The 25,812-nt window shown below is 61.3% G+C and carries 22 protein-coding genes and 1 pseudogene; 9 read left to right on the top strand and 14 right to left on the bottom strand.

The annotated features are described in order from the left end of the window. Nucleotides 1-70 precede the first annotated feature (70 nt). On the bottom strand, nt 71-2,809 hold the full coding sequence (gyrA, locus tag EDD52_RS17415; RefSeq protein ID WP_132247342.1) for a DNA gyrase subunit A: 2,739 nt from the start codon (nt 2,807-2,809) through the stop codon (nt 71-73). A gap of 192 nt (nt 2,810-3,001) precedes the next feature. On the opposite strand from gyrA, the gene EDD52_RS17410 reads away from it, so the two are divergent. Continuing rightward, nucleotides 3,002-3,271 carry an usg protein gene (locus tag EDD52_RS17410; RefSeq protein ID WP_132247340.1) on the top strand — a complete coding sequence of 90 codons (270 nt, stop codon included), beginning with the start codon at nt 3,002-3,004 and terminating at the stop codon, nt 3,269-3,271. A gap of 135 nt (nt 3,272-3,406) precedes the next feature. Here EDD52_RS17410 and EDD52_RS17405 read toward each other — a convergent pair whose 3' ends face one another. Further along, the gene (locus tag EDD52_RS17405; RefSeq protein ID WP_132247338.1) at nt 3,407-3,964 is read right to left on the bottom strand and encodes a lipid-binding SYLF domain-containing protein; all 558 of its coding nucleotides are present in this window, start codon (nt 3,962-3,964) and stop codon (nt 3,407-3,409) included. A 139-nt stretch (nt 3,965-4,103) separates the two neighbouring features. Then, nucleotides 4,104-5,102: a porphobilinogen synthase gene (gene hemB / locus EDD52_RS17400; protein ID WP_132247336.1), complete on the bottom strand. Its 999-nt coding sequence runs from the start codon at nt 5,100-5,102 to the stop codon at nt 4,104-4,106. 278 nt (nt 5,103-5,380) lie between these two features. Between hemB and EDD52_RS17395 the strand changes: the two genes are divergently transcribed. Both EDD52_RS17395 and mfd read left to right on the top strand, forming a co-directional pair. Continuing rightward, on the top strand, nt 5,381-5,872 hold the full coding sequence (locus EDD52_RS17395; protein ID WP_243651991.1) for a component of SufBCD complex: 492 nt from the start codon (nt 5,381-5,383) through the stop codon (nt 5,870-5,872). 102 nt (nt 5,873-5,974) lie between these two features. Beyond that, nucleotides 5,975-9,472 (top strand): transcription-repair coupling factor, encoded by a 3,498-nt coding sequence (gene mfd / locus EDD52_RS17390; protein ID WP_132247332.1) that lies wholly within the window; start codon nt 5,975-5,977, stop codon nt 9,470-9,472. A 117-nt stretch (nt 9,473-9,589) separates the two neighbouring features. On the opposite strand, the gene EDD52_RS17385 is transcribed toward mfd, so the two are convergent. The 6 genes from EDD52_RS17385 to EDD52_RS17360 form a co-directional block, all read right to left on the bottom strand. After that, nucleotides 9,590-10,804, bottom strand: a complete 1,215-nt coding sequence (locus EDD52_RS17385) for an NADP-dependent isocitrate dehydrogenase (RefSeq protein ID WP_132247330.1) — start codon at nt 10,802-10,804, stop codon at nt 9,590-9,592. A 126-nt stretch (nt 10,805-10,930) separates the two neighbouring features. After that, nucleotides 10,931-12,139, bottom strand: coding sequence for a multidrug effflux MFS transporter (locus tag EDD52_RS17380; RefSeq protein WP_132247328.1), 1,209 nt, complete (start codon nt 12,137-12,139; stop codon nt 10,931-10,933). Nucleotides 12,140-12,294: 155 nt separating this feature from the next. After that, nucleotides 12,295-12,669, bottom strand: a complete 375-nt coding sequence (locus tag EDD52_RS17375) for a potassium channel family protein (protein WP_132247326.1) — start codon at nt 12,667-12,669, stop codon at nt 12,295-12,297. Next, complete coding sequence (locus EDD52_RS17370) at nt 12,666-13,142, bottom strand: metal-dependent hydrolase (RefSeq protein WP_132247324.1); 477 nt, start codon at nt 13,140-13,142, stop codon at nt 12,666-12,668. The genes EDD52_RS17375 and EDD52_RS17370 overlap by 4 nt, the downstream gene beginning before the upstream one ends. Before the next feature lie 3 nt (nt 13,143-13,145). Then, nucleotides 13,146-13,778: a DsbA family oxidoreductase gene (locus tag EDD52_RS17365; RefSeq protein ID WP_132247322.1), complete on the bottom strand. Its 633-nt coding sequence runs from the start codon at nt 13,776-13,778 to the stop codon at nt 13,146-13,148. Continuing rightward, nucleotides 13,779-15,293, bottom strand: a complete 1,515-nt coding sequence (locus EDD52_RS17360) for a class I adenylate-forming enzyme family protein (protein WP_132247402.1) — start codon at nt 15,291-15,293, stop codon at nt 13,779-13,781. Nucleotides 15,294-15,409: 116 nt separating this feature from the next. Between EDD52_RS17360 and EDD52_RS17355 the strand changes: the two genes are divergently transcribed. Further along, complete coding sequence (locus tag EDD52_RS17355; protein WP_132247320.1) at nt 15,410-16,033, top strand: helix-turn-helix domain-containing protein; 624 nt, start codon at nt 15,410-15,412, stop codon at nt 16,031-16,033. A 127-nt stretch (nt 16,034-16,160) separates the two neighbouring features. Here the strand turns inward: EDD52_RS17355 and EDD52_RS17350 are convergent, their stop codons facing one another. Together EDD52_RS17350 and EDD52_RS17345 are read right to left on the bottom strand one after the other, a co-directional pair. After that, the gene (locus EDD52_RS17350; protein WP_132247318.1) at nt 16,161-16,289 is read right to left on the bottom strand and encodes an entericidin EcnA/B family protein; all 129 of its coding nucleotides are present in this window, start codon (nt 16,287-16,289) and stop codon (nt 16,161-16,163) included. 2 nt (nt 16,290-16,291) lie between these two features. Then, nucleotides 16,292-18,109: an extracellular solute-binding protein gene (locus EDD52_RS17345; protein WP_132247316.1), complete on the bottom strand. Its 1,818-nt coding sequence runs from the start codon at nt 18,107-18,109 to the stop codon at nt 16,292-16,294. Nucleotides 18,110-18,629: 520 nt separating this feature from the next. Between EDD52_RS17345 and EDD52_RS17340 the strand changes: the two genes are divergently transcribed. From EDD52_RS17340 to EDD52_RS24400, 3 genes and pseudogenes are all read left to right on the top strand, one after another. Beyond that, nucleotides 18,630-19,403: a 3-hydroxybutyrate dehydrogenase gene (locus tag EDD52_RS17340; protein WP_132247314.1), complete on the top strand. Its 774-nt coding sequence runs from the start codon at nt 18,630-18,632 to the stop codon at nt 19,401-19,403. Then, complete coding sequence (locus tag EDD52_RS17335) at nt 19,400-19,648, top strand: pentapeptide repeat-containing protein (protein ID WP_243651990.1); 249 nt, start codon at nt 19,400-19,402, stop codon at nt 19,646-19,648. Before EDD52_RS17340 ends, EDD52_RS17335 begins: the two co-directional genes overlap by 4 nt. Next, nucleotides 19,633-20,256 (top strand): annotated as a pseudogene (locus tag EDD52_RS24400) (patatin-like phospholipase family protein); the annotation flags it as partial. The gene EDD52_RS17335 and the pseudogene EDD52_RS24400, both read left to right, overlap by 16 nt. Nucleotides 20,257-20,713: 457 nt before the next feature. Here the strand turns inward: EDD52_RS24400 and EDD52_RS17325 are convergent. The 3 genes from EDD52_RS17325 to EDD52_RS17315 all read right to left on the bottom strand — a co-directional run bounded on the left by EDD52_RS17325 (nt 20,714) and on the right by EDD52_RS17315 (nt 23,323). After that, nucleotides 20,714-21,427, bottom strand: a complete 714-nt coding sequence (locus EDD52_RS17325; RefSeq protein ID WP_132247310.1) for a DUF502 domain-containing protein — start codon at nt 21,425-21,427, stop codon at nt 20,714-20,716. 70 nt (nt 21,428-21,497) lie between these two features. Continuing rightward, nucleotides 21,498-22,427, bottom strand: coding sequence for a pseudouridine-5'-phosphate glycosidase (locus tag EDD52_RS17320; RefSeq protein WP_132247308.1), 930 nt, complete (start codon nt 22,425-22,427; stop codon nt 21,498-21,500). Next, entirely contained in the window at nt 22,424-23,323 is a 900-nt protein-coding gene (locus EDD52_RS17315; RefSeq protein ID WP_132247306.1) for a PfkB family carbohydrate kinase, read from the bottom strand. The genes EDD52_RS17320 and EDD52_RS17315 overlap by 4 nt, the downstream gene beginning before the upstream one ends. 117 nt (nt 23,324-23,440) lie before the next feature. On the opposite strand from EDD52_RS17315, the gene EDD52_RS17310 reads away from it, so the two are divergent. Further along, a complete protein-coding gene (locus EDD52_RS17310) occupies nt 23,441-24,760 on the top strand; it encodes a HupE/UreJ family protein (RefSeq protein WP_132247304.1) in 1,320 nt (439 codons plus the stop codon). Nucleotides 24,761-24,992: 232 nt separating this feature from the next. Then, the gene (gene rpsB / locus EDD52_RS17305; RefSeq protein ID WP_132247302.1) at nt 24,993-25,769 is read left to right on the top strand and encodes a 30S ribosomal protein S2; all 777 of its coding nucleotides are present in this window, start codon (nt 24,993-24,995) and stop codon (nt 25,767-25,769) included. The last annotated feature ends 43 nt before the right edge of the window (nt 25,770-25,812 follow it).

The raw sequence follows: 25,812 nt of genomic DNA, 5'->3' as shown, positions 1-25,812 counted from the left end.
AGGATCCCTTTCAAGGAAAACGGGCGGCATGATCGCCGCCCGTGCACACGTAGTTCGGTTGTTGGAGAAGTCAGCTTTCTTCTGAAACTTCTTCGTCGCCCTGATCTGCAATCCAGGCAACGCTGACAACGACTTCGTCTTTCGCCGTGTCAAAGACCTTCACGCCGCCTGCGCTGCGCGACCGGAACGAGATACCTTCGACAGGCACGCGGATCGATTGTCCACGGCTGGTCGCCAGCATGATCTGATCGTCAATCTCGACCGGGAAGGCTGCAACCAGCGGCCCGCCACGCATCGCCTTGTCGATGGCATTCACGCCCTGACCGCCACGCCCGCGCACCGGGTAATCATGGCTGGAGCTGAGCTTGCCCTGACCTTTTGCGGTAATCGTCAGGATCAGGTTTTCCGCCGCCGACATCTGGGCGTAACGCTCTTGCGTAAACTCCTCGAGCCCTGCGACGGCTTCTTCGTCGTCATCGCTTTCGGCATCATCCGTCAGACCGGCCATCGCACGGCGCATCTTGAGATAGGTGGCGCGTTCCTGCGGGCTGGCCTCGAAATGGCGGATCACGGCCATCGAGACGACGCGGTCCTCGCCGCTGAGCCTGATGCCGCGCACGCCGGTGGATTTGCGGCCCTTGAAGACACGCACATCGGTGGTGCGGAAGCGGATGGCGCGACCCGAATTTGTGACCAGCATCACATCGTCATCCTCGGATGCGATCCGGGCATTCACCAGTTCCACACCCTCGGGCAGATCCATCGCGATCTTGCCGTTGCGCATGACGTTGGTGAAATCCGACAACGCATTGCGGCGGACGTCACCGGCGCTGGTGGCAAAGACGATCTGAAGATCGGCCCATTCCTCTTCGGGGCGGTCAACCGGCATGATTGCCGCAATCGAAACGCCCGTTGGGATCGGAAGGATATTGACGATGGCCTTGCCTTTGGACGTGCGGCCGCCTTGCGGCAACCGCCAGGTCTTGAGCTTGTAGACCATCCCATCGGTAGTGAAGAACAAAAGCTGCGTATGCGTGTTGGCAACGAAGAGCGTCGTGACGACATCGTCATCCTTGGTCGACATGCCGGACAGACCCTTGCCGCCACGCCGCTGCGCGCGGAAATCGGACAGGGCGGTCCGCTTGATATATCCGGTCTGGGTGACGGTCACGACCATATCTTCGCGCTCGATTAGGTCTTCATCCTCCATATCACCGGACCAGTCGACGATCTCTGTTCGGCGGGGGACAGCAAACTGCTCGCGCACTTCATGCAACTCGTTGGAGATGATCTCCATGATCCGTTCGCGGCTGCCCAGGATTTCAAGGTATTCCTTGATCTTGCCTGCCAGTTCTTCCAACTCGTCCGTGACTTCCTTGACGCCCAGTTGGGTCAGGCGCTGAAGCCGCAATTCCAGAATGGCGCGGGCCTGAACCTCGGAAAGGTTATAGGTGCCATCCTCGTTTGCCTTATGGGTCGGGTCATCAATAAGCGCGATATAGGGCAGGATTTCACCCGCGGGCCAGCGCCGCTCCATCAGCTTTTCGCGCGCCTGGGCCGCATCGGCAGAGGCGCGGATGGTCGCGACGACCTCGTCAACATTGCTGACAGCCACGGCCAGACCGCACAGGATGTGGCTCCGCTCGCGGGCCTTGCGCAAAAGATAGGCCGTGCGCCGCGCCACGACATCCTCGCGGAAATCAAGGAATGCGGTCAGAAAGCCGCGCAGCGTAAGCTGTTCGGGACGCCCGCCATTCAGCGCCAGCATGTTGCAGCCGAAATATGTCTGCATCGGCGTGAAGCGGAAAAGCTGGTTCAGCACCACCTCTGCCGTGGCATCCCGCTTCAGCTCGATCACCACGCGCACGCCGTCGCGGTCGGATTCGTCCTGAACGTGGCTGATGCCCTCGATCCGCTTTTCGCGCGCGGCCTCGGCGATCTTTTCGATCATCGTGGCCTTGTTCACCTGATAGGGGATCTCTTCGATGATGATGGCCCAGCGATCCCGGCGCAGCTCTTCAACCCGTGTCTTCGCCCGGACAATGACGCTGCCGCGACCTTCCAGATAGGCTTTGCGCGCGCCGGTCCGGCCCAGCATGATGCCGCCGGTGGGGAAGTCGGGGCCGGGCACAAATTCGATCAGCTGTTCAGAGCTGAGATCCGGGTCCTCGATCAGCGCCAGCGTCGCATCGACGACCTCGCCCAGGTTATGCGGCGGAATATTGGTCGCCATGCCGACAGCGATCCCGCCCGCGCCGTTGACCAGCATATTGGGGTACCGCGCAGGCAGAACCGTCGGTTCGCGGTCCTTGCCGTCGTAATTGTCCTGAAAATCAACAGTTTCCTTGTCGATATCGCTCAGCAGATACGCGGCGGGCTTGTCCATGCGCACTTCGGTGTAACGCATGGCCGCCGGGTTATCGCCGTCCATCGACCCAAAGTTGCCCTGACCGTCAAGCAGGGGAAGCGACATCGAGAAATCCTGCGCCATACGCACAAGCGCATCGTAGATCGCGGAATCACCATGCGGGTGATACTTACCCATGACGTCCCCGACGGGGCGCGCGGACTTGCGATAAGGCTTGTCGTGGCTGTTTCCGGTTTCGTGCATTGCGTAAAGAATGCGCCGATGCACAGGTTTTAATCCATCACGCAGATCGGGAATGGCCCGGCTGACGATCACGCTCATCGCGTAATCGAGGTAGCTGGTCTTCATTTCGTCGGTGATCGAAACGGTCGGACCGCTGTAGGCAGGACGTTCCGGCGCGTTTTCGTCTGTGTTTTCAGGATGTTCCGGAGTATCGCTCACGTGGTGTGCCCATCTTATCGTTGTTCTATATCTTGTTGAGGTTTTTATATCAGAGACAGGATATAGGGTGCAATGCTTCTGGGCCAGTTTGGCTGGCAGCCATCACAGCACAGTGACAACACATTGTTTTCATTGAAAAGTAATTCTTTGCTCGGCATGATTTCGGTACCCATAAGAAAAGTGAGGTTCACAATGCAGGAAAGCGAAACCGAACTCATGTTACGCGGATACGGCCTGACTACGGCAGAGCTGTTTTACCGGATGCCCGATTACCAGAGCGTGCTGAACACCTTCGTGTGGCAGGAATATGATCTGGCCCCCGATCATCCCAAACTGTTCCAGTTCATCGAATACTGGCAGGACGAGATTGAAGGGCCGTTGCATTCTGTCCGTTTCACCCATCGCAAGATGATTTCACCGGGGAAGTGGCAGAATGTGGTCGGGGAGTTCACCTACCACTGACCGCCCCGCAACGCGCGCCCCAAGGCGTACCTGTGGTTTGCCCAAAGGGGCTGCCAATCCGCGGCGGCGTTGTCAAAACGCAAAGAAAGGGGGCGTCTGGCCCCCTTTGATCGGCATCTTTTCGGTCCGCGAAGCTCAGGGAATGATGCGGGAGTATTTCACGCCTTCCAGCGTGGCGCCAACGCGCAGCCCCGCCTGACCGAAGATGACCGCGATGATCGGTGCCATCGATGTGGTCGTTTCCGCGTTCAGGGTTCCGCCCGTTTCCGGCGTCGCATAGACGATATTCGCCCCTGCGGCCCAGCCGGGCGAACGGCGGAAATTCAGCAACGCATCCTCGGTCATGAAAAACAGCACATGAGCATATTGCTGCGCGCCGATCTGCAAGCCTGCGCTGGCCTTGGCGGTCGAGTAATAGTCGACCGTCACACCGCCCACGCGCAGGGCGCCCTGACCATAGGCCCCGCCCAGCCCAAGACCGGCCTCGGTAACCAAGGGCATGACGAGCATGCCGGTGGATTTCGTCGCAAGCGAGCGGGTGTTGGGATAGGTGCTGAAAAGTTGGGTCAGAGTTGCGTCAACCCGGGCATCGATGCGCTGGGGTCCGGCACTTCCAATGCCATTGCCACAAGCGGCGACCAAGGGGATGGCGCACAAGGACAAAGTAAGATTGCGTCGGGAAATCTGGCTCATGGTGCCTGCTCTCGTTCTGATGTGGCGCCTATAGGGCACCTGATTGCCTCTGATCCGGCGCTTTTGACCGGTTACGCTGCGTTATACGCGCATATCTGCCGTTTGTCACCACATGGAGTGGCATTTCGGCGACCATCCGCTACGCGTTGAGTATTCTCGCAGCTTCGGGCGCGAAATAGGTCAGCACACCATCACATCCTGCACGCTTGAAGCCCATCAGACTTTCCAGCATCACCCGTTCGCCATCGACCCAGCCGTTCTGCGCAGCTGCCTGGATCATCGCGTATTCGCCCGACACCTGATAGGCGAAGGTCGGGGCGCCAAACCGCGCTTTAACCCGTTGACAAATATCAAGATACGGCATTCCCGGCTTTATCATTACCATGTCCGCGCCTTCGTTCAGATCGCGCGCGACAAGGCGCAGCGCCTCGTCCGAATTGGCCGGATCCATCTGGTAGGATTTCTTGTCGCCCTTGAGCGCACCCGAGGCACCGACGGCGTCCCGGAAGGGACCGTAAAAGGCGCTGGCATATTTCGCGGCATAGCTCAGCAGCATCACATTGTTGTGTCCTGCCGCCTCAAGCGCCTGACGCAGGGCACCGATGCGCCCGTCCATCATGTCCGACGGGCCGATGATATCAGCGCCCGCGTCGGCCTGGCTCAGCGCCTGTTTCACCAGCGCCTCGACGGTGCGGTCGTTGACGATCTCGCCATTCTCGACAAAGCCGTCATGGCCGTCGATGTTGTAGGGGTCCAGCGCCACGTCAGTCATGACGGCCATGCCAGGCACCGCGTCCTTGATGGCGCGGGTGGCACGGTTGGACAGGTTGTCGGGGTTCCACGCCTCCGCACAATCGGCCGTTTTCAGCGACGGATCGGTATAGGGAAAGAGGCAAATCGCCGGGATTCCCATGGCATAAGCGTCGCGCGCCGCATCTGCCACCCGGTCCACCGACCGGCGCAGCACGCCGGGCATGGAGGGGACGGGCTCTTCCATGCCCTCGCCATCACGGACAAAGACCGGCCAGATGAAATCCGCCGGGGTCAGCGTGTTTTCACGCACCAGCGACCGGATTGCATCTGACTGGCGGGCACGCCGGAACCGGGCTGCGGGGAAGGGGGCCTGTGCGGGCAACATGGGCGGTGACCTCTGACAAGTTTGCTTATGCCCCTTGGGATGCACCCTGGCGACGGCGCTTGTCCAGCCCCGGCGGGCGCGATTGGGCGATTTCGGATGCGCCGCGCGGGCACCGCCGACTGACAGGGTCATCAACGCTGCGGTATGATCATCTGCCGTGCCGCTTGCGCCGACAGGCAGATCGGGGCAAACCGGGCTGGTCGGACGTCGCGCCGGCATTGTCACGGAGAAGAGACAAGGGCTTGGACTTGTACGGCACCATATTCGAAGCGATCGACATGCGATCTTTTTCCAGCCTCTGGTACTGGATCATGCTGGCCGTGGTCTGGTCGCTGGTCGGGCACCGGGTGCTTGGCGTGCCGGTGGATATGATCTCTGCGGCCCGGCGTCATGGCGGTCAGGCCGAACAAGACCTCGAAGACATGGTGAGGATCAACGTGCTGCGGCGTCTGCACTTCGCGGCGCAGGGGGGCATCTGGGCTCTGGCCCTTGGTTGCTTTGGCATGACGGTTCTGCTGATCCTTGGCTGGGGCTACGGTCTGGAACTGGCGCAGGCGATCTTCCTGCTGTGCTTTCCGCTTGGGGTCGTGGTGCTCCTGTCCTTCCTGACGGCGCGCCGGATCCGAACGGATGATCCGCAGGGTGAGGCGCTGCATCGTCACCTGATGCGCCACCGGTTCCGGGTGCAGACGGTCGGAATGGGGGCCATTTTTATCACCGCGCTATGGGGGATGAACGCAAACCTGACGATCAACGTTCTGGGCAACTGACCCGGCAAACCCCGCCCTGACGCCGCGCCACGGGCACCGGGTGCACAAAACGCGCGTCGCACAGGTTGACGTGGTCCCCGGCATGGCCCATTTCCCTCACCCATGGCACATCCCAAAGAAAACTCGCGCAATCACCTGACCATGGGCGGTGCGCCCGAAGGCTACGACGCCCGGCTTCTCTTGCGAGAGCTGGAGAGCGGCGGCGCGTCCGTCCTTCACATTGCACGCGATGACAAGCGCATGGCGCAGATCCATGACGCGCTGAGCTTTTTTGCGCCGTCCATTCCCGTCTTCAGATTTCCGGGCTGGGATTGCCTGCCCTATGACCGGGTGTCGCCCAATCCTGACATCTCGGCGGCGCGGATGGCCACGCTGGCAGGGCTGGTGCACGGGATGCCCGACAAGTTCATCCTGCTCACCACGCTCAACGCCGCCTCGCAATTCATCCCTGCGCGCAATGTCCTGCGGGAGGCGGCCTTCTCGGCTCGCGTGGGGGAACGGGTGAACGAGGAAGCGCTGAGAAATTTCCTTGTCCGTATGGGCTTTTCGCAGGCGCCTACGGTGATGGAACCCGGCGACTATGCGATCCGGGGCGGCATCATCGACATCTATCCGCCGGGCGATGGCGGGCCCATCCGGCTTGATTTCTTCGGTGACGTTCTGGATGGCGCGCGCCGGTTTGACCCGGCCACGCAGCGCACGACCGAAAAGCTGGTGCTGATTGAACTGGCCCCGGTGTCGGAGGTGATCCTTGACGAGGCCGCGATCACGCGGTTTCGCCAGAATTACCGCATCGAATTCGGCGCGGCCGGGACGGATGACCCGCTCTACGAGGCTGTGAGCGCAGGCCGCAAGCATCAGGGCATCGAACATTGGCTGCCTTTCTTTCACGACCGGCTGGAGACATTGTTCGACTACCTGCCAAATGCGACCGTCGCGTTGGACGATCAGGTTACGCCCAGCCGGATCGCCCGCTGGGATACGATCGCTGACCAGTACGAGACCCGCCGACTTGCGATGGGGCAAAAGAACCGCATGGGCACGGTCTACAAGCCGGCCCCGCCGGGACTGCTATATCTTGACGAGGCGGCGTGGGACGGGGCGACTGCTGGGCACCGGATGATCCAGTTCCACCCGCTGCCACAAGCCAGCGGACCCGGCGTGGTAGATGCCGGAGGCCGGATCGGGCGCAACTTCTCTCCAGAACGTCAACAGGAAAGTATCAGCCTTTTCGGGGCTTTGGCGTCGCATATCAAGGCAAAGCTTGAACATGGCCCGGTTGTCGTCGCCAGCTATTCGGAGGGCGCACGCGAACGGCTTTCGGGGCTGATTGAGGATGAGGGGCTGGCCGAAACCATCCCTGTTCCCGACGCCACCCGCATCGGCAAGCGCGGGCTTCACCTTGCGGTCTGGGCCTTGGAACATGGGTTCGAAGGGCCCTGGGGGGCGAATAACGACCAGACGATCACCGTCATTTCCGAACAGGATGTGTTGGGCGACCGCCTGATCCGTGCGCCCAAGAAACGCCGCAAGGCCGAAAATTTCCTGACAGAGGCGCAATCGCTCAGCCCCGGTGATCTGGTCGTGCATGTCGATCACGGCATCGGGCGGTATCAGGGGATGGAAGTCGTCACCGCAGCCGGTGCGGCCCATGAATGTCTGCTGCTGGAATACGCCGAAGGCGCGCGGCTTTACCTGCCGGTCGAGAATATCGAGCTGCTGTCGAAATACGGGCATGACGAGGGTCTGCTTGACCGGTTGGGTGGCGGGGCATGGCAGGCCAAGAAGGCCAAGCTCAAGGAGCGTATCCGCGAGATGGCCGACCGGCTTATCCGCATCGCGGCAGAGCGTGCCTTGCGCAAAGCACCGGTCATGGATCCGCCTCCAGGGGCGTGGGACGCATTTTCGGCCCGTTTCCCGTATCAAGAAACCGACGACCAGCTGCGCGCCATCGAGGACGTGATGTCCGACATGCATTCCGGCCAGCCGATGGACCGGCTGATCTGCGGCGATGTGGGCTTTGGCAAGACCGAGGTCGCGATGCGCGCGGCCTTTGTGGCCGCCATGTCCGGCGTGCAGGTCGCCGTGATTGCGCCCACGACGCTGCTGGCCCGTCAGCATTACAAAAGCTTTGCCGAACGCTTCCGCGGCTTCCCGCTGGAGGTGCGCCCGCTGTCGCGCTTTGTCACTGCCAAGGATGCCGCGAAAACCCGCGACGGGCTTGCGCGTGGCACGGTTGATATCGTCATCGGCACGCATGCTCTGTTGGCCAAATCCATCCGCTTTCAGAACCTTGGCCTGCTGATCATCGACGAGGAACAGCATTTCGGCGTCTCGCATAAAGAGCGCCTGAAACAGATGCGCAGCGATATCCACGTGCTGACCCTGACGGCGACGCCGATCCCGCGCACGCTGCAACTTTCGCTTACCGGCGTTCGGGACTTGTCGATCATCGGCACACCGCCTGTGGACCGGCTGGCGATCCGCACATACGTGTCGGAATTCGACCCCGTCACCATCCGCGAGGCGCTTTTGCGCGAACATTATCGCGGCGGACAAAGTTTTTATGTCGTGCCACGGATTTCCGACCTGCCGGAGATCGAGGAATTCCTGAAGGAACAGCTTCCGGAACTGTCTTACGTCGTGGCGCATGGCCAGATGGCCGCGGGCGAGCTTGATGACCGCATGAACGCCTTCTACGACGGCAAGTTCGATGTGCTTTTGGCGACGACGATCGTCGAATCCGGGCTTGATATTCCGACGGCCAACACGATGGTGATCCACCGCGCCGACATGTTTGGCCTGTCGCAGCTTTACCAGATCCGGGGCCGGGTGGGGCGGTCCAAGACCCGCGCCTATGCTTATCTGACGACAAAACCGCGTGCCAAGCTGACCGCCACCGCGGAAAAACGCCTGCGTGTTCTTGGCAGTCTCGACACGCTGGGTGCGGGCTTTACCCTTGCCAGTCAGGATCTGGATATTCGCGGCGCAGGCAACCTTCTGGGCGAGGAGCAATCCGGCCAGATGCGCGATGTCGGCTACGAGCTCTATCAATCCATGCTGGAAGAGGCGATTGCCAAGATCCGCGCGGGCGAGATGGAAGGGCTGACAGACGCCGATGACCAATGGGCGCCACAGATCAACCTTGGCGTGCCCGTTCTGATCCCAGAGGATTACGTGCCCGATCTGGACGTGCGTCTTGGCCTTTACCGCCGTCTCAGCAGCCTGACCACCAAGGTGGAACTGGAAGGCTTTGCCGCCGAGTTGATCGACCGCTTCGGCCCCTTGCCAAAAGAGGTCAACACGCTGCTTCTGGTCGTCCGCATCAAGGCGATGTGCAAACGCGCAGGCATTGCCAAGCTGGATGGCGGTCCCAAAGGGGCCACGATCCAGTTCCACAATGACAAGTTTGCTTCGCCGCAAGGTCTGGTCGAATTCATTCAGGACCAAAAAGGCCTTGCCAAGGTGCGCGACAACAAGATCGTGGTCCGTCGCGACTGGAAAAAGGATCGCGACAAGATCCAGGGGGCTTTCGCCATTGCCCGCGACCTTGCCGAAAAGCTCGCCGCAGAACGAAAGCGCGCCAAGGCGGCAGGCTGATCTGCGTTTCTGTTTGGGAATGGGTGAGCGCAAATCAGGCGAGGGCAGTGCCCCCAGCCGCGTCATGCGCAAGACCAAAACTGCGCGCCCGGATGGGCGCACAGTAAGGCAGCAGGCTTAGCCGGCCAGAGCCTTGTTCAGGTTCGCTTCTATCTTTTCAAGAAAGCCCATCGTGGTCAGCCAGCCCTGATCGGGACCAACCAGCAGCGCCAGATCCTTGGTCATATGGCCAGATTCGACGGTTTCGATGATCACCCGCTCCAGCGTCTCGGCGAAACCCTTAAGCGCCTCGTTCCCGTCCAGCTTGGCGCGGTGCTTGAGGCCCCCGGTCCACGCATAGATCGACGCGATGGAGTTGGTCGAGGTCTGCTCGCCCTTCTGGTGCTGGCGGTAGTGGCGCGTGACGGTGCCGTGGGCCGCTTCGGATTCCACGACCTTGCCATCCGGGGTCATCAGGATCGAGGTCATCAACCCCAGTGATCCAAAGCCCTGCGCGACCGTATCCGACTGCACGTCGCCGTCATAGTTCTTGCACGCCCAGACATAGCCGCCCGACCATTTCAGCGAACTGGCCACCATATCGTCGATCAGCCGGTGTTCGTACCAGATCTTCTTTTCTTCGAACTCCTCTTTGAATTCGGCCTCGTATACTTCTTCAAAGATGTCCTTGAACCGTCCGTCATAGGCTTTCAGGATCGTGTTCTTGGTCGACAGGTACACGGGCCAGCCAAGGTTCAGGCCGTAGTTGAGCGAGGCGCGCGCAAAGTCGTAGATCGACTTGTCGAGGTTATACATCCCCATGACGACGCCGCTGTCGGGCGCGTCAAACACCTCGCGTTCGATCACTTCGCCATCGGCACCTTCGAATTTCAGCGTGATCTTGCCAGCGCCGGGAAAACGGAAATCCGTAGCCTTGTACTGATCGCCGTACGCGTGACGCCCCACCACGATGGGTTTGGTCCAGCCCGGCACAAGCCGCGGCACGTTCTTGCAGATGATGGGCTGGCGGAAGATCACGCCGCCAAGGATGTTGCGAATGGTGCCGTTGGGGCTGCGCCACATCTTTTTCAGGCCGAACTCCTCGACCCGCGCCTCGTCCGGCGTGATGGTGGCGCATTTCACGCCAACGCCGACTTCCTTGATCTTTTCGGCTGCATCAATGGTGATCTGGTCATCGGTGCGGTCCCGCTCTTCCATGCCCAGATCGTAATAAAGCAGATCAATATCCAGATAGGGCAGGATCAGCTTTTGCTTGATGAAATCCCAGATGATCCGGGTCATCTCGTCGCCGTCAAGCTCGACAACCGGGTTCTGCACCTTGATCTTGGACATGAGAGGCCTCTTTCACATTGGATAACTGGAACTGTCGCGCCAAGCTCTAGCGGATTCGGCGGGTGCTTCAAAGCCTCGTATGCGGCTGCATACAGATGGTCGCAGGGTCAATCACCCGGATGCCTGTCAGGCGGGCAGCCTGGCCTCCACCCGCCGCATGTGCAGCATGAACAAGAGAGAGGCCAAAGCCATGAGGCAAATGCCCACCGCAAGGGGCAGCGTTGTGCCATCGAACATCAGCCCCAGCGGGATTGCCAGCACGACAGAGAATACCGTAGAAATCGCGCCGATCACACTGGCCGCCGTGCCCGCGATATGGCCCATCGGCTCCATCGCCAGAGCGTTGAGATTGCCGAGCGTCATGCCTGCCTGAAAGAACACCGAAACCTGCCAGACCACGAAGGTTAGAAAGCCGAAGGTCAGCGGAAGATCAACCAGGCTGAGCAGCACCATGACCGAGGAAATCCCAAGCTGTACCGACAGGGTGACTGTCACGAGGAACCGCATCCCCAACCGGCCTACAAGCGCCGCATTCAGCAGGCTGCCAGTGCCGGCAAGGATCGCCACGCCAAAGAACCAGTAGGGAAACTCATCGCCGCGCCCAAAGGTCACGTCATAGATTGGCTGCACCGATGACAGCATCGAAAACAGCATCCCGAAACAAAGTGTCTGGACGATGACGGAAAGCCGCACGGTCGGGTGGTGCAGCATCTCGTTCAGGGCTTGTTTCAGCGCGGCGACACGCATCGGGCGACGGTCCTCGACGGCGAGGGTCTCAGGCAGGCGCACGGCCAGCCAAATGCAGGCCAGACCCATGAACAGCACGAAAGCCACGAAGATCGCGCGCCAGCCCCCATGCGAGATCAGGTAGGCCCCGACCAGCGGCGCCAGAGCGGGCACGATGGTGAAAACCATCATCACGAACGACATGATCTTGGCCATGCCGCGCCCTGCGTAAAGATCCCTAATCACCGCAAGCGCCACGATCCGCGGCCCTGCGGCCCCCAGCCCCTGAACCAGTCGTGCCGCAAGCATCAGTTCCAGCGATTGCGCGGCCCATGCGACCCCGGAGGCCAGAACGTAGACACCCGCGCCGACCAGCATCACCGATTTGCGGCCAAAACGGTCGGACAACATGCCGGTGAACAGCGTCCCCACACCCATGCCCAGCAGGAAAAACGTCAGGATCAACTGCGCCCGGTTTTCGGACCCCGCGCTAAGCTCCCCTGCGATCTCTGGCAGGGCGGGCAGCATCGCGTCGATCGAAAAAGCGATGGTGGACATGATCATTGCCATAAGGGCAACAAATTCGATCTGGGAAAGGCGGCGAGGCATTGAACAGTCCTGAACTTTTTGGAAAAGAGCCTGGTTTGCGGAAAATGCCGCGCGGCCCCTCCCGTGTTGCGTATGCCCATTGCGTGCAATTGGCCAGTCCGAAGGTCCGGCAAATCGGTGGCTTTAAAGTGCGTCAGCGCACAGCGCTATGTGCATCAGGGCCGGTCGGTTCTTTTTTCTTCGGCGTCGTCGGGGCTGCGGTCCTCGTTCGCCGGGTCTGCTTCGGCTTCGCCAAGACGTCCGATCAGCCATTCGGTGTGTTCTTCACGCTTTCGCATCGCAAAACTGCCAAACTGCTGAATGGCGACGGCAAAGACGCCCAGCCCAAGCAGGATGAAGATGGTTGTTCCGATCTTTCCGATGGCCGTTGCGGGCACCAGCTCGCCGTAACCGACAGTTGACAGGGTCACGACGGTGAAGAAGTAGGAATCCAGCCAGCTCCATCCCTCGACATGGTGAAAGAACACCGTGCCGATGGCGATGATCAAGGCGACGGTCGCCAGCAGGGTCAGGATGCGCAGCCCCCTCACGTCGCCGGGGCCCGTTGCCGCCACAGCAGATAGAACGCTGTCGCCCAGATCAGCATTTCCAGCAGGAAAACCGGGTGCAGGATGAAGTTCAAAACCCAATGCGGCCGGATTGCCGGAATTTCAATTAGTCGGAAGAACGTGTTCTGCCACGGCCAAAGCCACTTGATGTCCTCGGCAATCGTGTCGAGGCACAGATGGACAAAGATGGCGGCAAAGAAGGCCAGCGCGCAAAGCAGCCAGCCTTTCCTGAGTGCAGCGATCAGCGGCAGGGTCAAGGCCGCAACGACAGCCCAGAAAAAGGGGATGTGAACCCAGTAGTGATGGTGATGGAACGCCCGGTCGTCGACCAAGTAGAACCAGATCATGTCAAGATCAGGGAATACACCGCCCAACGTTGCCGCCAGTATGACAGGGCGCGATGCGGTGATGCTGCGCCCCGTCAGATATCCGGCGGGAAGGTGGGCGGTTATCATCGCTCAGGCCTGCTGGGCCAGCTCTTCGATGACCGTGGCCCACAGCTCTGGCGGTTGCGCGCCGGGCACCGCATGTTTGCGGTCAACGATGAAGGTGGGAACCGATGTGACACCCATCTCGCGCGCTGCGGTGTCCCTGTTGCGGATCTCTTCGATATCGGCATCCGAGTCCAGCAGCCGCAGGATGATCGCGGCATCCATTCCGCAACTATCGGCGATATCGGCCAGAACCTCGCGGTCGCCAATGTCACGACACTCGTTGAAATACGCCCGGAAGAGCGACGACACGATGGCCGTCTGCCGCCCTTCGATGGCCCCCCAGAGGATCAGCCGGTGGGCGTCCAACGTGTTGGGCGTGCGCTTGATACCATCAAGGTTCATCTCCAGCCCGGCGGTTTTGGCATGTTCGACCACGGGCATGTAGGATTTGACCGCACCCTTCTTGCCGCCGAACTTGCCCTCAAGATAAGCGCGCCGGTCCATGCCGCCTGCAGGCATGTCGGGGTTGAGCTGGAAGGGATGCCACTCGATCTCGAACGGATGGTTGGGATGCGCCTCCAGAGCGCGGTCCAGATAGGTCTTGCCGATGTAGCACCAGGGGCAAATCGGGTCGGACATGATGTCGAGCTTAACCATTCAACGGGCCTTGAATTGGTCGCGCAGCGCGCGACGCAGGATCTTGCCATTGGCCCCGGTGGGAAGCGCGGCCATATGCCTGTACAGACGCGGCTGCTTGTACCTTGCAAGTCGGGTTTGCGCAAACGCGGCCAATGCGGCGTCTGGTAGCGGGGCAGGACCGGTGTAAAACGCGGCGATCACGCGCACCCCGGGTTTGATTTCGACATCCGTCGCAGCCAGTGCATCAATGCCGGGGTAATTATGCAGCGCCGCTTCAACCTCGATGGGCGAGACGCGGTAGCCGCCTGCATTCATCATGTCGTCAGCGCGACCCAGATAGGTGATCAGGCCAGACTGATCCATCGAACCCAGATCGCCGGTCAGAAACCAGCCGTCGCGAAATTTCGCCGCCGTGGCCTCTGGCGCGTTCAGGTAGCCCAGCATTAGGCCGGGATCGCGCGCATCAATGGCAATGACGCCGGGTTGGGACAGCGGCACCGGGCCGTCATCGCCCAGAATGGCGATGCGGCGCCCGATCTGGGGCCGCCCGAGGCGGTCTGCGGGGGCGGGCTGGTCCGGCGAGGCGGAAATGAAGGTAGAGCATTCGGACATGCCATAGGCCTCGAAGATCGGTCGCCCGGTCGCTTTTTCCCAATCCTCGCGGATCTGGGGCGAGAGTTTCTCGCCTGCGGACAGGCCATGCCGAAGCTTTGGCAGATCAAAGGGTCCGTGCTTGAGGATATTGCGGTAAACGCCCGGTGCCGCTGCGAAAATCGTGGCATTGTGATCCCTGAGGAGGGCCGGGAGTTGCGCATGATCCGTTCCCGGTGCCGGGATCAATGCGGTGGCGCCCATGGTCCAGGGATCCATCAGCCCGGTGCCCAGCGTGTAGGTCCAGTTGAACGCGCCCGCATGGCACAGCCGGTCCTCTTCGCGCAGCCCGTACCAGCCCTGCATCATCATCTGGCGCGCCCAGATTGCACGGTGGGCATGTGCAACCGCACGAGGTGTGCCCGATGTGCCCGATGTGTAGATCACATATGCCATACGATCCGGGGTGCCGATGTCGGGGGTAGCTGCAGGCAGGTCGGACCAACCCGCGATGGCATTTGCGGGGATCACGCGGCAGGCTGGTTGCTTGGGGCAGGGGATCGCTTCGGCGTGCAGAACGGCGGTCGGGCGCAACGTCCCGAGGATATGGGACACTTCCGCCTCGGTCAGTTGGGACGATGTCGGCACCGGGACGATGCCCGCTGCGATAGCACCCAGATAGGCGATTGGAAAATCGACGGTATTTCCAACCCGCATCAACAGGGTATCGCCCGGACTTAAGCCTTCACGCAAAAGGCCGGTGGCCGCTCCCAGCACATGCGCGCGCAGCCTGCCGTAGCTCCAGCGCTCCACCTCCTGCGCGCCGATGATCTCCAGCGCGGTCTTGTCAGGATATGCGCGGCCACGCTCCAGCACGTGGGCGGCTAGGTTGAATGGCGCAGGGCAGGCGGGCGGGGCGCCTTTATCGAAGATTGACAGCATGAGGGAATGGGTAAGCCGGCCGTCGCCGTGGCGCAAGGCCCGGCACCGCACCTCAGGCCCTGTTGCGTGCTGCGAGAGATTGTGCAGACCGCTCGCGGCGCTTATAGAGCTACGTCATGACTGATCATGATCCCAAACGGCTGATCCGCATTGCCCGCGAGGGCGGCGGAGACGACAGCCCGGAGCCGTTGAACCTGGGCGAACGCGTGCGGGAATTGCGCAAGGCGCAAGGGTGGACGCTGGAACAGGCGGCAAAGCGCGCGGGGCTTGCGCGGTCGACCCTGTCGAAAATCGAAAACGGTCAGATGTCCCCGACCTATGACGCGCTGAAAAAGCTGGCCCTGGGGTTGGAGATCAGCGTGCCGCAGCTATTCACCCCGCCGGAGCGGGGGCAGGTCAACGGCCGTCTGGCGCTGACCCGGAGCGGTTCTGGCCATGCCCACGCAACAACGACCTATGAACACGAGTTGCTGGCAGAGACGCTGACCAAGAAATCGATGCTGCCCTACCGTGCCCGCATCCGGGCCCGCGCGATGGAAGAATTCGAAGGCTGGGTGCGCCATGACGGCGAAGAGTTCCTTTACGTGCTGACCGGTGTGGTGCGGCTTTATACGGAATTCTACGAGCCCTTCGAAATGCGCCGTGGCGACAGCGCCTATTACGACGCCACCATGGGGCACAACGTCATTTCCATCTCTGAAGAGGACGCGACGATCCTTTGGGTGACGTCGCTGACGTGAGGCGGCGCGGATCGGTCCGCGCCGGTCTCTGTGAATGCGCGGCTGCGCTGACGCCACGAGGGTGGGCGGCGAAGACACGGCCCCAGGCTTGCGTCTTCACCTGCCTTTCAGATCGCGACAGCGCCTATCAGAACCAGCTTTGGACATTGCGCGCGCCGGAAGAGATATCCTGCCCCACGCCGTCAACCGTGGCACAGCCCGCAAGCAGGGCCAGTGTCAGAAGGGCCAGTACGGCGGATTTTTTCGTTCTTGTCATGCTCAATTCTCTTCATACCACCAGACGTCGGGATTCCACCCGATCCAGTCGCCATACATCGGGATAGTTTCGGGGAATTTCAACTCTTTCGCATGTGCGATGCGGCTGATGTTCCATTGATAGATCGGGATGACATAGCGCCCGGTCGTCAGCACGCGGTCCAGCGCCTTGGATGCGGCCAGAAAATCCTCGCGGGATTCTGAGGTCAGAAGCCGGTCGATCATCGCATCTGCGGCGGCGGATTTCATGCCCATCAGGTTGCGCCCGCCGGGTGCGTCGGCCTCGGCCGAGCCCCAATAGAGCCGCTGTTCGTTGCCGGGGCTGAGCGACAGACCCCGGCGCATGTAAGTCATGTCGAAATCATAGGCATTCGTACGTTCGTTGTACTGCGCGCTGTCCACCACCGTGATCTGGGGGGTGATGCCCAGCCGTTCGAGCGCACGGGCGAAAATGTCGATGATCGCCTGTGCCTCACCCCCCGATTGCTGGAGGAGGATTTCAAAGGTGAGGGGCGTGCCGTCGGCATTTTTCATCTTGCCGTCCTGAACCGTCCAGCCGGCCTCGGCCAGAAGGTCCATCGCGCGGGCGATGTTGCGGCGGTTGCGCTCGGATCCATCGCCTTCGGGCAGGGTGTAGCCCTCCAGCGCGCCGGGCAGGAGTTCGTCCTCGAAAGGCTCCAGGAATTCACGCACGCGGCCTTCGGCGGGGCCGTGATCCATCGCCAGTACCGAATTCGAGAAATACGAAGAGATGCGCGGCTGCTGCGAACCGGTCATGGTCTCGTTCACATATTCAAAGTTGAACGCGTGCAGCATCGCGTCGCGTACGCGCCAGTCCGCAAAGATGTCGCGGCGGGTGTTCATCACGTAGCCGGTGATGCCCGAGGGGCGCTGATGCGCGACCACCGATTTGACAACATCCCCACTGGTGATCGCAGGGAAGTCGTATTGCGTTTCCCATTTCTCGACGTTGAATTCACGCGTCATGTTGAGCTGACCGGCCTTGAACGCCTCGAACATCACAGAGCCGTCGCCGTAGAATTCCATTCGGATTTCATCAAGATTGGCCTGTCCCGCCATGAAGGGCAGGTCCTTGCCCCAGTAATCGGGATTGCGGCGCAGCGACACGAAACGCCCCGCCTCGAAATCGTCGATCACATAGGGAGAGGTGGCGATGGGGATGATGTCGAGCCCGGATTCGCCGAAATCCTTGCCATCCCACTGCGCCTTTTTCAGGATCGGGCGCATGCCGATAATCAGCGCCAGTTCGCGGTTTTCTTCGTTGAAGGTGAAGCGCAGGCTGCGCGGGCCGGTCTGCTCCATGCTGGCAACCTGTTTCCAGCTGCCAAGATAACGCGGGTGGCCCTGGGTGCCCAGGGTCTCGTAAGACCACATCACATCCTCGACAGTGACGGGGGAGCCATCGGAAAAGGCAGCCTCCGGACGCAGGGTGAATTCCGCCCATTCCCGATTCGGCCCGACCTCTATCGATTCGGCCAACAGCCCGTACAGGGTGAAGGGTTCGTCCCAACTCCGGCCCATCAGGCTCTCATACCCGAGGTAGCGCAATTGCCACGGCGGCGAGCCTTTGAGGATATGCGGATTGAGGCTGTCAAAGCTGCCTGTTTCGCCGGTGACCAACCGCCCGCCCTTGGGCGCGTCGGGGTTGGCATAGGGCAGGGACACAAAATCCGGTGGTAGCGCGGGATCGCCATACATAGCTATGCCATGTTGCGGTTCAGCGATGACTGACGTTGCGGCAAGGCAAAGCGCGATTGCCGCCCCCTGACGCCGCAGAGAATGGAAAAAATCTGGTCCCATATTGGCAACAATCCTCGACTGCCCTTGTTTTATGGAACCGGACCGTAGCGATGGATTCACGCCTTTTCAAACTTTTAGCTTGGATGCCGGCGCAGGATTGCTTATAAAGAAGCCACTGCTCGATAGGTTTCTTGCCTGTATGAAACCTGCCTCAATAACTCAACGCCCGCTTCGCGCGGGCGTTTTTTTCTTTGGGACGGGCCTTGTATCCAGAGCCGTAGGTCCGTGCCCTGATCAACGCCATCGGGCTTGTGGGCAATATCCGGTGGGGTCTGATGGAATTGGCATCGCTCCGGGCACCGGTTTCCGGCCAACGCATGAGTGTGCGGCGGATGGTTCCGTCGGGTTGAGCGAATCAACCGTTCGGACCGGCGCCTCAGGACCGGCCATCGATCATCGACACGCGCGTTTGTCATGAGTTTTCACAAAAATCTCATTTGCCGCTGTAACTCCGCACCCCAGCAGCTAGATTGCTGCAAGACAGCATATCGCGGCCACACGAATCCACGGAGATCACGACATGAGCTTGAAGGGCAAGACCGCAATCATCACCGGATCGAACTCTGGTATCGGTCTGGGGGTTGCACGCGAACTGGCACGGGCAGGCGCGGATGTGGTGCTGAATTCATTCACCGACAATCCGGAAGATCACGATCTGGCCAAAGAGATCGCTTCGGAATTCGGGGTCAAGGCGCGCTACATTCAGGCGGACATGTCCAAGGGCGATCAGTGCCGCAAACTGATAGAGACCGCCGGTGTGTGCGACATCCTCGTGAACAATGCGGGCATTCAGCACGTGGCACCGATTGACGAATTCCCCGTCGAGAAGTGGGATGCGATCATCGCCATCAACTTGAGCTCTGCCTTTCATACGACAGCGGCTGCGTTGCCATTGATGCGCAAGGCGGGCTGGGGACGGGTGGTCAACATCGCCAGCGCCCACGGGCTGACGGCGTCGCCCTTCAAATCGGCCTATGTCACGGCAAAGCACGGCGTTGTCGGCATGACCAAGACCGTGGCGCTGGAAACCGCGCGCGAAGATATCACCTGCAACGCGATCTGCCCCGGCTACGTTCTGACCCCGCTGGTGGAGGCGCAGATCCCGGACACGGCCAAGAAATACGATATGACGGAAGACGAGGTGAAGCAGAAGGTGATCCTTGAACGCCAGCCGTCCAAGGAATTTGCCACTGTCGAGCAGATCGGCAGCACCACGGTCTTTCTGTGCTCTGACGCCGCCGCCCAGATCACCGGCACGACAATCAGTGTGGATGGCGGCTGGACAGCGCTGTGACCGGCGACAAGGAGTTCCGCGACCGCGACATGTCGGGCGCGGTGTTCGGCAATGTCGATCTGTCGGGGGCCAGTTTCCACGACGCCAAGCTGGCCGGGGCGCGGTTCACGAATGTGAACCTTGCGGGTGCTGCGTTTTCTGACGTCAACCTGTCGGATGTCGCGATTGACGATGCCAACCTGACCGGGACGACTATCAACGGCATCCCGGTAGAGGACATGCTGGCCCTATGGCAAAGAAGGTGAAAAAACGTATCAACCTTGCGCTTCAGGGCGGCGGTGCGCATGGCGCCTTTACCTGGGGGGTGCTGGACCGTTTGCTGGAAGAGCCGGAGCTGGAGATCGCCGCGATCTCTGGCACATCGGCAGGGGCGTTGAACGGTGCCGCGCTGAAGGCCGGTCTGATACGCGGTGGTGCACAGCAGGCCCGCGACAATCTGGAATGGCTCTGGGGGCAGATCGGGGCGGTCAAGGATTTGCGGATGCCTGCCTGGATGGGTCTGGCCGCGCCGGACCCCCGGATGATCTCTGGCGCGCTGGAATGGTCCTTGCCCTACATGATGGCGGATTCCTTCACGCGAATGGTGTCGCCCTATGTCTGGGGGCCGTTCTACCGCAACCCGCTGGACCCGATCGTCAGCCGTTTCCACTATGAGGATGTCTGCGAAGCGGGCGGCCCGGCGCTGTTCATCTGCGCCACCAATGTGCGCGACGGCAAGGTGCGCGTCTTTTCGGGCGAGGGCATCAACAAGGATGTGGTGATGGCTTCGGCCTGCCTGCCGACCCTGTTTCAGGCGGTCAAGCTGAGGGACCCACGCTCGGGCGAGATCGAGCCGTTCTGGGACGGTGGCTATACCGGCAACCCTGCGCTGTTTCCGCTGTTTGACAAGTTATTGCCCGCGGATCTGGTCATCATCAACATCAACCCGATCATTCGGGAAAAGCTGCCGGTGACACCGCCCGAGATCCAGAACCGCATCAACGAGATCAGCTTCAACTCATCTCTGCTGCGCGAGCTGCGGGCGATCAATTTTGTTCAGCGGCTGATTGCGTCCGGGTCCGTTTCGGACGGGACGATGAAGAACGTGCTGGTGCATATGATCGCCGATGACGAGCTGATGAACAGCCTGTCCGTGGCGACAAAGAATATTGCAATCCCCGCGGTTCTGACAACGCTGAAAGCGGCCGGCCGTGCGGCGGCAGAGGGGTTCCTGAACGACCATTGGGACGATCTGAACGTGCGTCAGACGGCGGATCTGCGCGAGATGTTCGACTGATTGCCGATCCGCAAGACGCTTGAGAACAGGGGCGTCAGGCGCTCAGGCGCTGTTTTTCTTCCTTGCGCAGCTTGGACTTCAGCACTTGTGCGGCGTCCTTGCCATTGGGATAGACAAGACCGGCCGAAATCACCAGCTTGGCCGCGTCCTCGACCGTCATGTCAAGCTCGACCACATCTTCGCGCGGGAAGAACAGCAGGAAGCCAGAGGTCGGGTTCGGCGTGGTTGGCACGAACACACTCATCAGATCGCCCGCAACCTCGGCCCGTGCGGCCACCTCGCCCTTGGCCTGGGTGGATACGAAGCCGATCGCCCAGATGCCTTTGCGTGGGTACTGGATCAGGCAGGCCTTTTCGAAGCTGCGATCGCTTTGGGCAAAGACGGTTTCGGCAATCTGCTTCACGCCGGAATAGATCGACCGCACCACGGGCACGCTTTCCAGCAGGCTTTCGGCAAAGCGCAGGATGGATCGTCCGATCAGCCCCTTTGCAATCCAGCCGACGATGATGGTGAAGATCAGGAAGATGATCACACCAACACCGCGCAGGTTGATGCCGATGTATTTTTCGGGCTGGAATGTATAGGGCACCAAGGGCAGGACCACGCCATCGACCCAGCCGATCAGCGTCCAGATCAGCCAGACGGTCAGGCCGACAGGCGCGATCACCACGATCCCGGTCAGAAAGCTGGAACGCAGGCTGGCGAACAGGCCGGGGCGGCGCGGGTCTTTGTCGAACGGGCTGGTCATAGATACATCCGCAAGGTCGGTCTCCCTGAAACTAGGGGGTCCGTGACGGCGCTACAATGGGTGGCACGGATTAAGAGGGCGCATTCGCGTGCTGTTTGCTCATTTCCTGCGCAATCCGGGCGGCAAGCCGGGCATTGTTGCGGACAAGTGCGATATTCGCCTCCAGCGACCGGCCCTCGGTAAGCTCGTAAATCCGTTGGAGCAGGTAGGGCGTGACGGCCTTGCCTGAGATGCCGTGGCGCTGCGCGTCGGATGTGGCCTGTGCGATGACGGGCTGAATTTCGGCCAGCGGAATCTCGGCGTCGGCAGGGATGGGGTTGGCCACCAACTGCCCCCCCGGCAGGCCAAGCGCGCGGCGCGTCAGGTGGGCTCTGGCGATGGCCGCGGGGTCATCCATGCGCAGCGGGGCGCGCAGGCCGGAATTGCGCGACCAGAAGGCAGGGAACCCATCCTGACCATAGGCAATGACGGGCACGCCATGGGTTTCAAGCACCTCAAGCGTCTTGGCAAGGTCGAGGATTGCCTTGGCACCCGCACAGACCACGGTGACCGAGGTCATGGCAAGTTCGTTGAGATCGGCAGAGACGTCAAAGCTCATCTCGGCGCCCTTGTGCACACCGCCGACACCACCGGTCGCGAAAACCGCGATCCCGGCCTGCGCGGCGCCGATCATTGTCGCGGCAACCGTGGTGGCGCCCGTACCGCCCTGAGACATGCAGACGGCCATGTCTGCGCGGCTCAGCTTTGCCACGCCCTTGGCCTGTGCCAGCTGTTCGAGCTGTGCTTCGGTCAGACCGACATGCAGAACACCGTCCAGCACGGCAATGGTTGCCGGTTCGGCGCCGTTATCGCGCAGCTCCTGTTCAACCTGACGAGCGGTTTCGAGGTTCTGTGGATAGGGCATCCCATGCGTGATGATGGTGCTTTCCAATGCTACGACGGGGCGGTTTTCGGCCAACGCTTTTTCAACGGCGGGCGACAGGGTGATCGTGGCGGTCATAGCGGTGTTTCTCCTGAGACGTAGTCGGCGGCAACCTGAAGGGCAGAGGACAGCGCCTCTTGCCTGTCAGCGCCGCGGCGTTCTGCGGCCATATGGGCGGCCATGAAAGTATCGCCCGCGCCGGTCACGCGGGTCACCAGCACCTCGGGCGGCATCTGCCGGATCAGCCCGGCGGGCGACGCGTCAGAGGCCATCTGCCCGCCATTGGTCACCAGCGCCCGCACGGCACCAAGTTTTACCAATGCCTGCGCTGCAGTGGCACTGTCGTCAAAGCTTTGATGGCAAAGCAGGCCGGCCTCTTCAAGGTTGACGTAGAGCATGCCGCGCCCTTTCAGAAGGAAGCTCCGCAGCCGTTCGGCCTTGCCCGGCGAGGCGGGTGCGATGCGCAGGTCGGCCTTTGAAAAGGCGGGGTCCTTGGCGATGTCTTCCAGAAGGGTCGTGGTCAGATTGCCGTCCAGCGCGATGATCCCGTCATAGGGCGCCGCGCCGCTGCCCAGTGTTCCGTCACGCAAGGGCGCAAGGATACGCGCGCCCGCGGCCTCCAGCGAATGGGCGTCAGCGATGGCTGCGATCAGCCCGTTTGCCCCCTCGACCGCCATATAAACATCGGTCGGCAGGTCTTCGGACCGGTAGAGGTGATCCGTCACCAGCCCGCGAGCGGCACAGGCGGTGACCAGCTCGTCACCCTCTGCGTCACGGCCCACGGCGGATAGAAGAACCGGGCGCATGTCGAACTGCGCCAGTGTCATCGCGATGTTGAGCGCCACACCGCCGGGCAGGCGGGTGATGCGCCCCGGCACGTCAGAGCCCTGACGCATATGGCTGGCGGCGCGGCCGATCACGTCCCAGAGGACGGAGCCGATGCAGAGGATGGTTCTGGACGCAGGTGTTGTCATGCAAGTCTTTTGACCGGTTCACAGCGCGGGTGCAACATCGCAAAGACGGGCAGCAGTTTGTGCTTGATCAACCCGGCCCCTGCAATACCTTGCGACCATAGTGTTTCCGGAGGGGTCATGCCGAAATTGTTTTTCCGAGTCCACCTGTTGGCGATTGTCGCGTGGTTTTTCGCCTTCGTGGCTGCACAGGCCCATGAGGTGCGTCCCGCCATTGGCGATCTTGTCACCCGGGATGGCACTCTTGAATTGTCGCTGACATTGAACGCCGAGGCGCTGGTTGCGGGGGTGAACCTTGACGGGGTGATCGACACGGATCAGCTTGACGCATCTGACGCCGTGGATGCACTGCGCGCGCTGGCCCCCGAAGACCTGTCCGAACGCATCAGGGCCGTCCTGCCTGAAGTGGTGAATGCACTTGATATACGCACGGGCGACGTGCGCCTTGACCCACAGGCGACGGAAATCGAGGTCGCACCGATCGGAAACACCGATTTGCCGCGTGACACTCGTATCCTGCTGCGCGCTGCATTGCCGCCGGGTGCGCAGACAGTAGCGATGTCCTGGCCTGCTGAATACGGCACGCTTGTGCTGCGTCAACAGGGGGTGGAAGACCCCTATACCGAATACCTTTCGGGCGGGCAGGGCAGTGGCCCGATCACGATCTCTGGCGGAGATGAGCGGAGCGGGCCTGCAACCTTCCTTGGCTATGTGCCGGTCGGGTTCGATCATATTCTTCCGCTTGGTCTGGACCACATCCTGTTCGTTCTGGGGCTCTTCTTCCTGTCGCCGCGTTTGCGCGTGCTGGTCTGGCAGATCTCGGCCTTCACGCTCGCCCATACCCTGACATTGGCGTTTGGCGCGTTGGGGGTGGTGACTGTCCCCCCCGCCATCGTAGAGCCGCTGATCGCCGCCTCCATCGCCTATGTCGCGTTCGAGAATATCCGCTCGCCCGAAATGACACGCTGGCGGCCGCTGCTGATCTTCGGGTTCGGGCTGCTGCACGGGCTGGGCTTTGCCTCTGTCCTTGGCGAGTTCGGGCTGCCGCAGGACCGTTTTCTCTGGGCGCTCGTGGGGTTCAATATCGGGGTGGAGCTTGGCCAGCTGACCGTGATCGGTGCGATGTTCCTGCTCGTCTGGATGGCTCTGCGCGTGGATGAAGGCCGGGCGCGGGTCGAGATCGGGCAGGGCGTCTATGCGGTCCTGATCCTCCTCTTTCTTGGTATCGCCTACGCTGTCGGTCAGCCCGGCTGGGCGGCCGGGCTGGAGGTTGATCCCATCGTCTTTCTCGCCCCGCTTGCGGTTCTCTCGGCACTTTGTCTTGCATCGGTGACGCTTGTCGACGATCTGGACGCCTATCGGCGCTATGTCGAGATCCCGGCCTCTGCCGTGATCGGGTTGATCGGCATCTACTGGGTGGTGGAACGCGTCTTTCTGTAGATGCCTTTGCAGGGCGGTGGCGCAAATATTCGCAACACCTTTGAGGGTCGCACGCCGTGCCACGCTCTGCTGACCCGGCAGGGGTTGCGCGTGTCTGAAAAGCGGTCTATACGCGCGCCACTCAATCCGCAGGTATGGGCGGGCTGATGGGGGAGAAATCCTCATCCGTCCACCGGTTGGCGCATTCCGCGCTGCACCCCGTACCAAGGCGAAAACCGGAAAGGATAAAGACATGGCTCTTCCAGAGTTCACCATGCGCCAACTGCTTGAAGCAGGCGTACATTTCGGCCACCAGACGCAGCGCTGGAACCCCCGTATGGGCGAGTTCATCTACGGTGCGCGCAACGGCATCCACATCATGGACCTGACGCAGACCGTCCCGATGCTGGACCAGGCGCTGAACGTCATCCGTGAGACCGTTGCGAAAAACGGCCGCGTTCTGTTCGTCGGCACCAAGCGTCAGGCAGCGACCCCAGTCGCCGAGGCCGCAGACAAATGCGCACAGTATTACATGAACCACCGCTGGCTGGGCGGCACGCTGACCAACTGGCAGACCGTTTCCAAGTCCATCAACCGTCTGAAGCATATCGACGAACAGATGGAAACCGGCGCCGAAGGCCTGACCAAGAAAGAGCGTCTTGGCATGGAACGCGAGCAGGCGAAGCTTCAGGCATCGCTGGGCGGCATCCGCGAAATGGGCGGCCTGCCTGACCTGCTTTTCGTCATCGACGTCAAGAAAGAAGCGCTGGCAATTGCCGAAGCCAACAAGCTGGGCATTCCCGTTGTGGCCGTGGTTGACACCAACTGCTCGCCCGATGGCATCGACTACATCATTCCGGGCAACGACGACGCGGCCCGCGCGATCAACCTGTATTGTGACCTTGCCAGCCGCGCCGCGCTGGACGGCATGCAGGCACAGCTGGGCGCCGCAGGCGTCGATCTGGGCGCGATGGAAGAAGCGCCTACCGAGGAAGTGCTCGCCGAAGAAGCGGCTCCTGCCGAAAGCTGAAGCCGCGCCGGTGTCGTGAGAACGACATAATCGCTTGATACCG

This window comes from Primorskyibacter sedentarius, assembly GCF_004342065.1.
In the GTDB taxonomy this organism is placed as follows: Bacteria; Pseudomonadota; Alphaproteobacteria; order Rhodobacterales; family Rhodobacteraceae; genus Primorskyibacter; species Primorskyibacter sedentarius.
Note: the sequence above shows the minus strand (reverse complement) of the source record. Positions and strands in the feature narration are given on the sequence as shown.

What these genes read in the sequence shown, in the direction of transcription:
- EDD52_RS17410 (WP_132247340.1), top strand. Translation starts at nt 3,002, where the DNA reads ATGCAGGAAAGCGAAACCGAACTCATGTTACGCGGATACGGCCTGACT.
- EDD52_RS17405 (WP_132247338.1), bottom strand. Translation starts at nt 3,964, where the DNA reads ATGAGCCAGATTTCCCGACGCAATCTTACTTTGTCCTTGTGCGCCATC.
- hemB (WP_132247336.1), bottom strand. Translation starts at nt 5,102, where the DNA reads ATGTTGCCCGCACAGGCCCCCTTCCCCGCAGCCCGGTTCCGGCGTGCC.
- EDD52_RS17395 (WP_243651991.1), top strand. Translation starts at nt 5,381, where the DNA reads ATGCGATCTTTTTCCAGCCTCTGGTACTGGATCATGCTGGCCGTGGTC.
- mfd (WP_132247332.1), top strand. Translation starts at nt 5,975, where the DNA reads ATGGCACATCCCAAAGAAAACTCGCGCAATCACCTGACCATGGGCGGT.
- EDD52_RS17385 (WP_132247330.1), bottom strand. Translation starts at nt 10,804, where the DNA reads ATGTCCAAGATCAAGGTGCAGAACCCGGTTGTCGAGCTTGACGGCGAC.
- EDD52_RS17380 (WP_132247328.1), bottom strand. Translation starts at nt 12,139, where the DNA reads ATGCCTCGCCGCCTTTCCCAGATCGAATTTGTTGCCCTTATGGCAATG.
- EDD52_RS17370 (WP_132247324.1), bottom strand. Translation starts at nt 13,142, where the DNA reads ATGATAACCGCCCACCTTCCCGCCGGATATCTGACGGGGCGCAGCATC.
- EDD52_RS17365 (WP_132247322.1), bottom strand. Translation starts at nt 13,778, where the DNA reads ATGGTTAAGCTCGACATCATGTCCGACCCGATTTGCCCCTGGTGCTAC.
- EDD52_RS17360 (WP_132247402.1), bottom strand. Translation starts at nt 15,293, where the DNA reads ATGCTGTCAATCTTCGATAAAGGCGCCCCGCCCGCCTGCCCTGCGCCA.
- EDD52_RS17355 (WP_132247320.1), top strand. Translation starts at nt 15,410, where the DNA reads ATGACTGATCATGATCCCAAACGGCTGATCCGCATTGCCCGCGAGGGC.
- EDD52_RS17350 (WP_132247318.1), bottom strand. Translation starts at nt 16,289, where the DNA reads ATGACAAGAACGAAAAAATCCGCCGTACTGGCCCTTCTGACACTGGCC.
- EDD52_RS17345 (WP_132247316.1), bottom strand. Translation starts at nt 18,109, where the DNA reads ATGGGACCAGATTTTTTCCATTCTCTGCGGCGTCAGGGGGCGGCAATC.
- EDD52_RS17340 (WP_132247314.1), top strand. Translation starts at nt 18,630, where the DNA reads ATGAGCTTGAAGGGCAAGACCGCAATCATCACCGGATCGAACTCTGGT.
- EDD52_RS17325 (WP_132247310.1), bottom strand. Translation starts at nt 21,427, where the DNA reads ATGACCAGCCCGTTCGACAAAGACCCGCGCCGCCCCGGCCTGTTCGCC.
- EDD52_RS17320 (WP_132247308.1), bottom strand. Translation starts at nt 22,427, where the DNA reads ATGACCGCCACGATCACCCTGTCGCCCGCCGTTGAAAAAGCGTTGGCC.
- EDD52_RS17315 (WP_132247306.1), bottom strand. Translation starts at nt 23,323, where the DNA reads ATGACAACACCTGCGTCCAGAACCATCCTCTGCATCGGCTCCGTCCTC.
- EDD52_RS17310 (WP_132247304.1), top strand. Translation starts at nt 23,441, where the DNA reads ATGCCGAAATTGTTTTTCCGAGTCCACCTGTTGGCGATTGTCGCGTGG.
- rpsB (WP_132247302.1), top strand. Translation starts at nt 24,993, where the DNA reads ATGGCTCTTCCAGAGTTCACCATGCGCCAACTGCTTGAAGCAGGCGTA.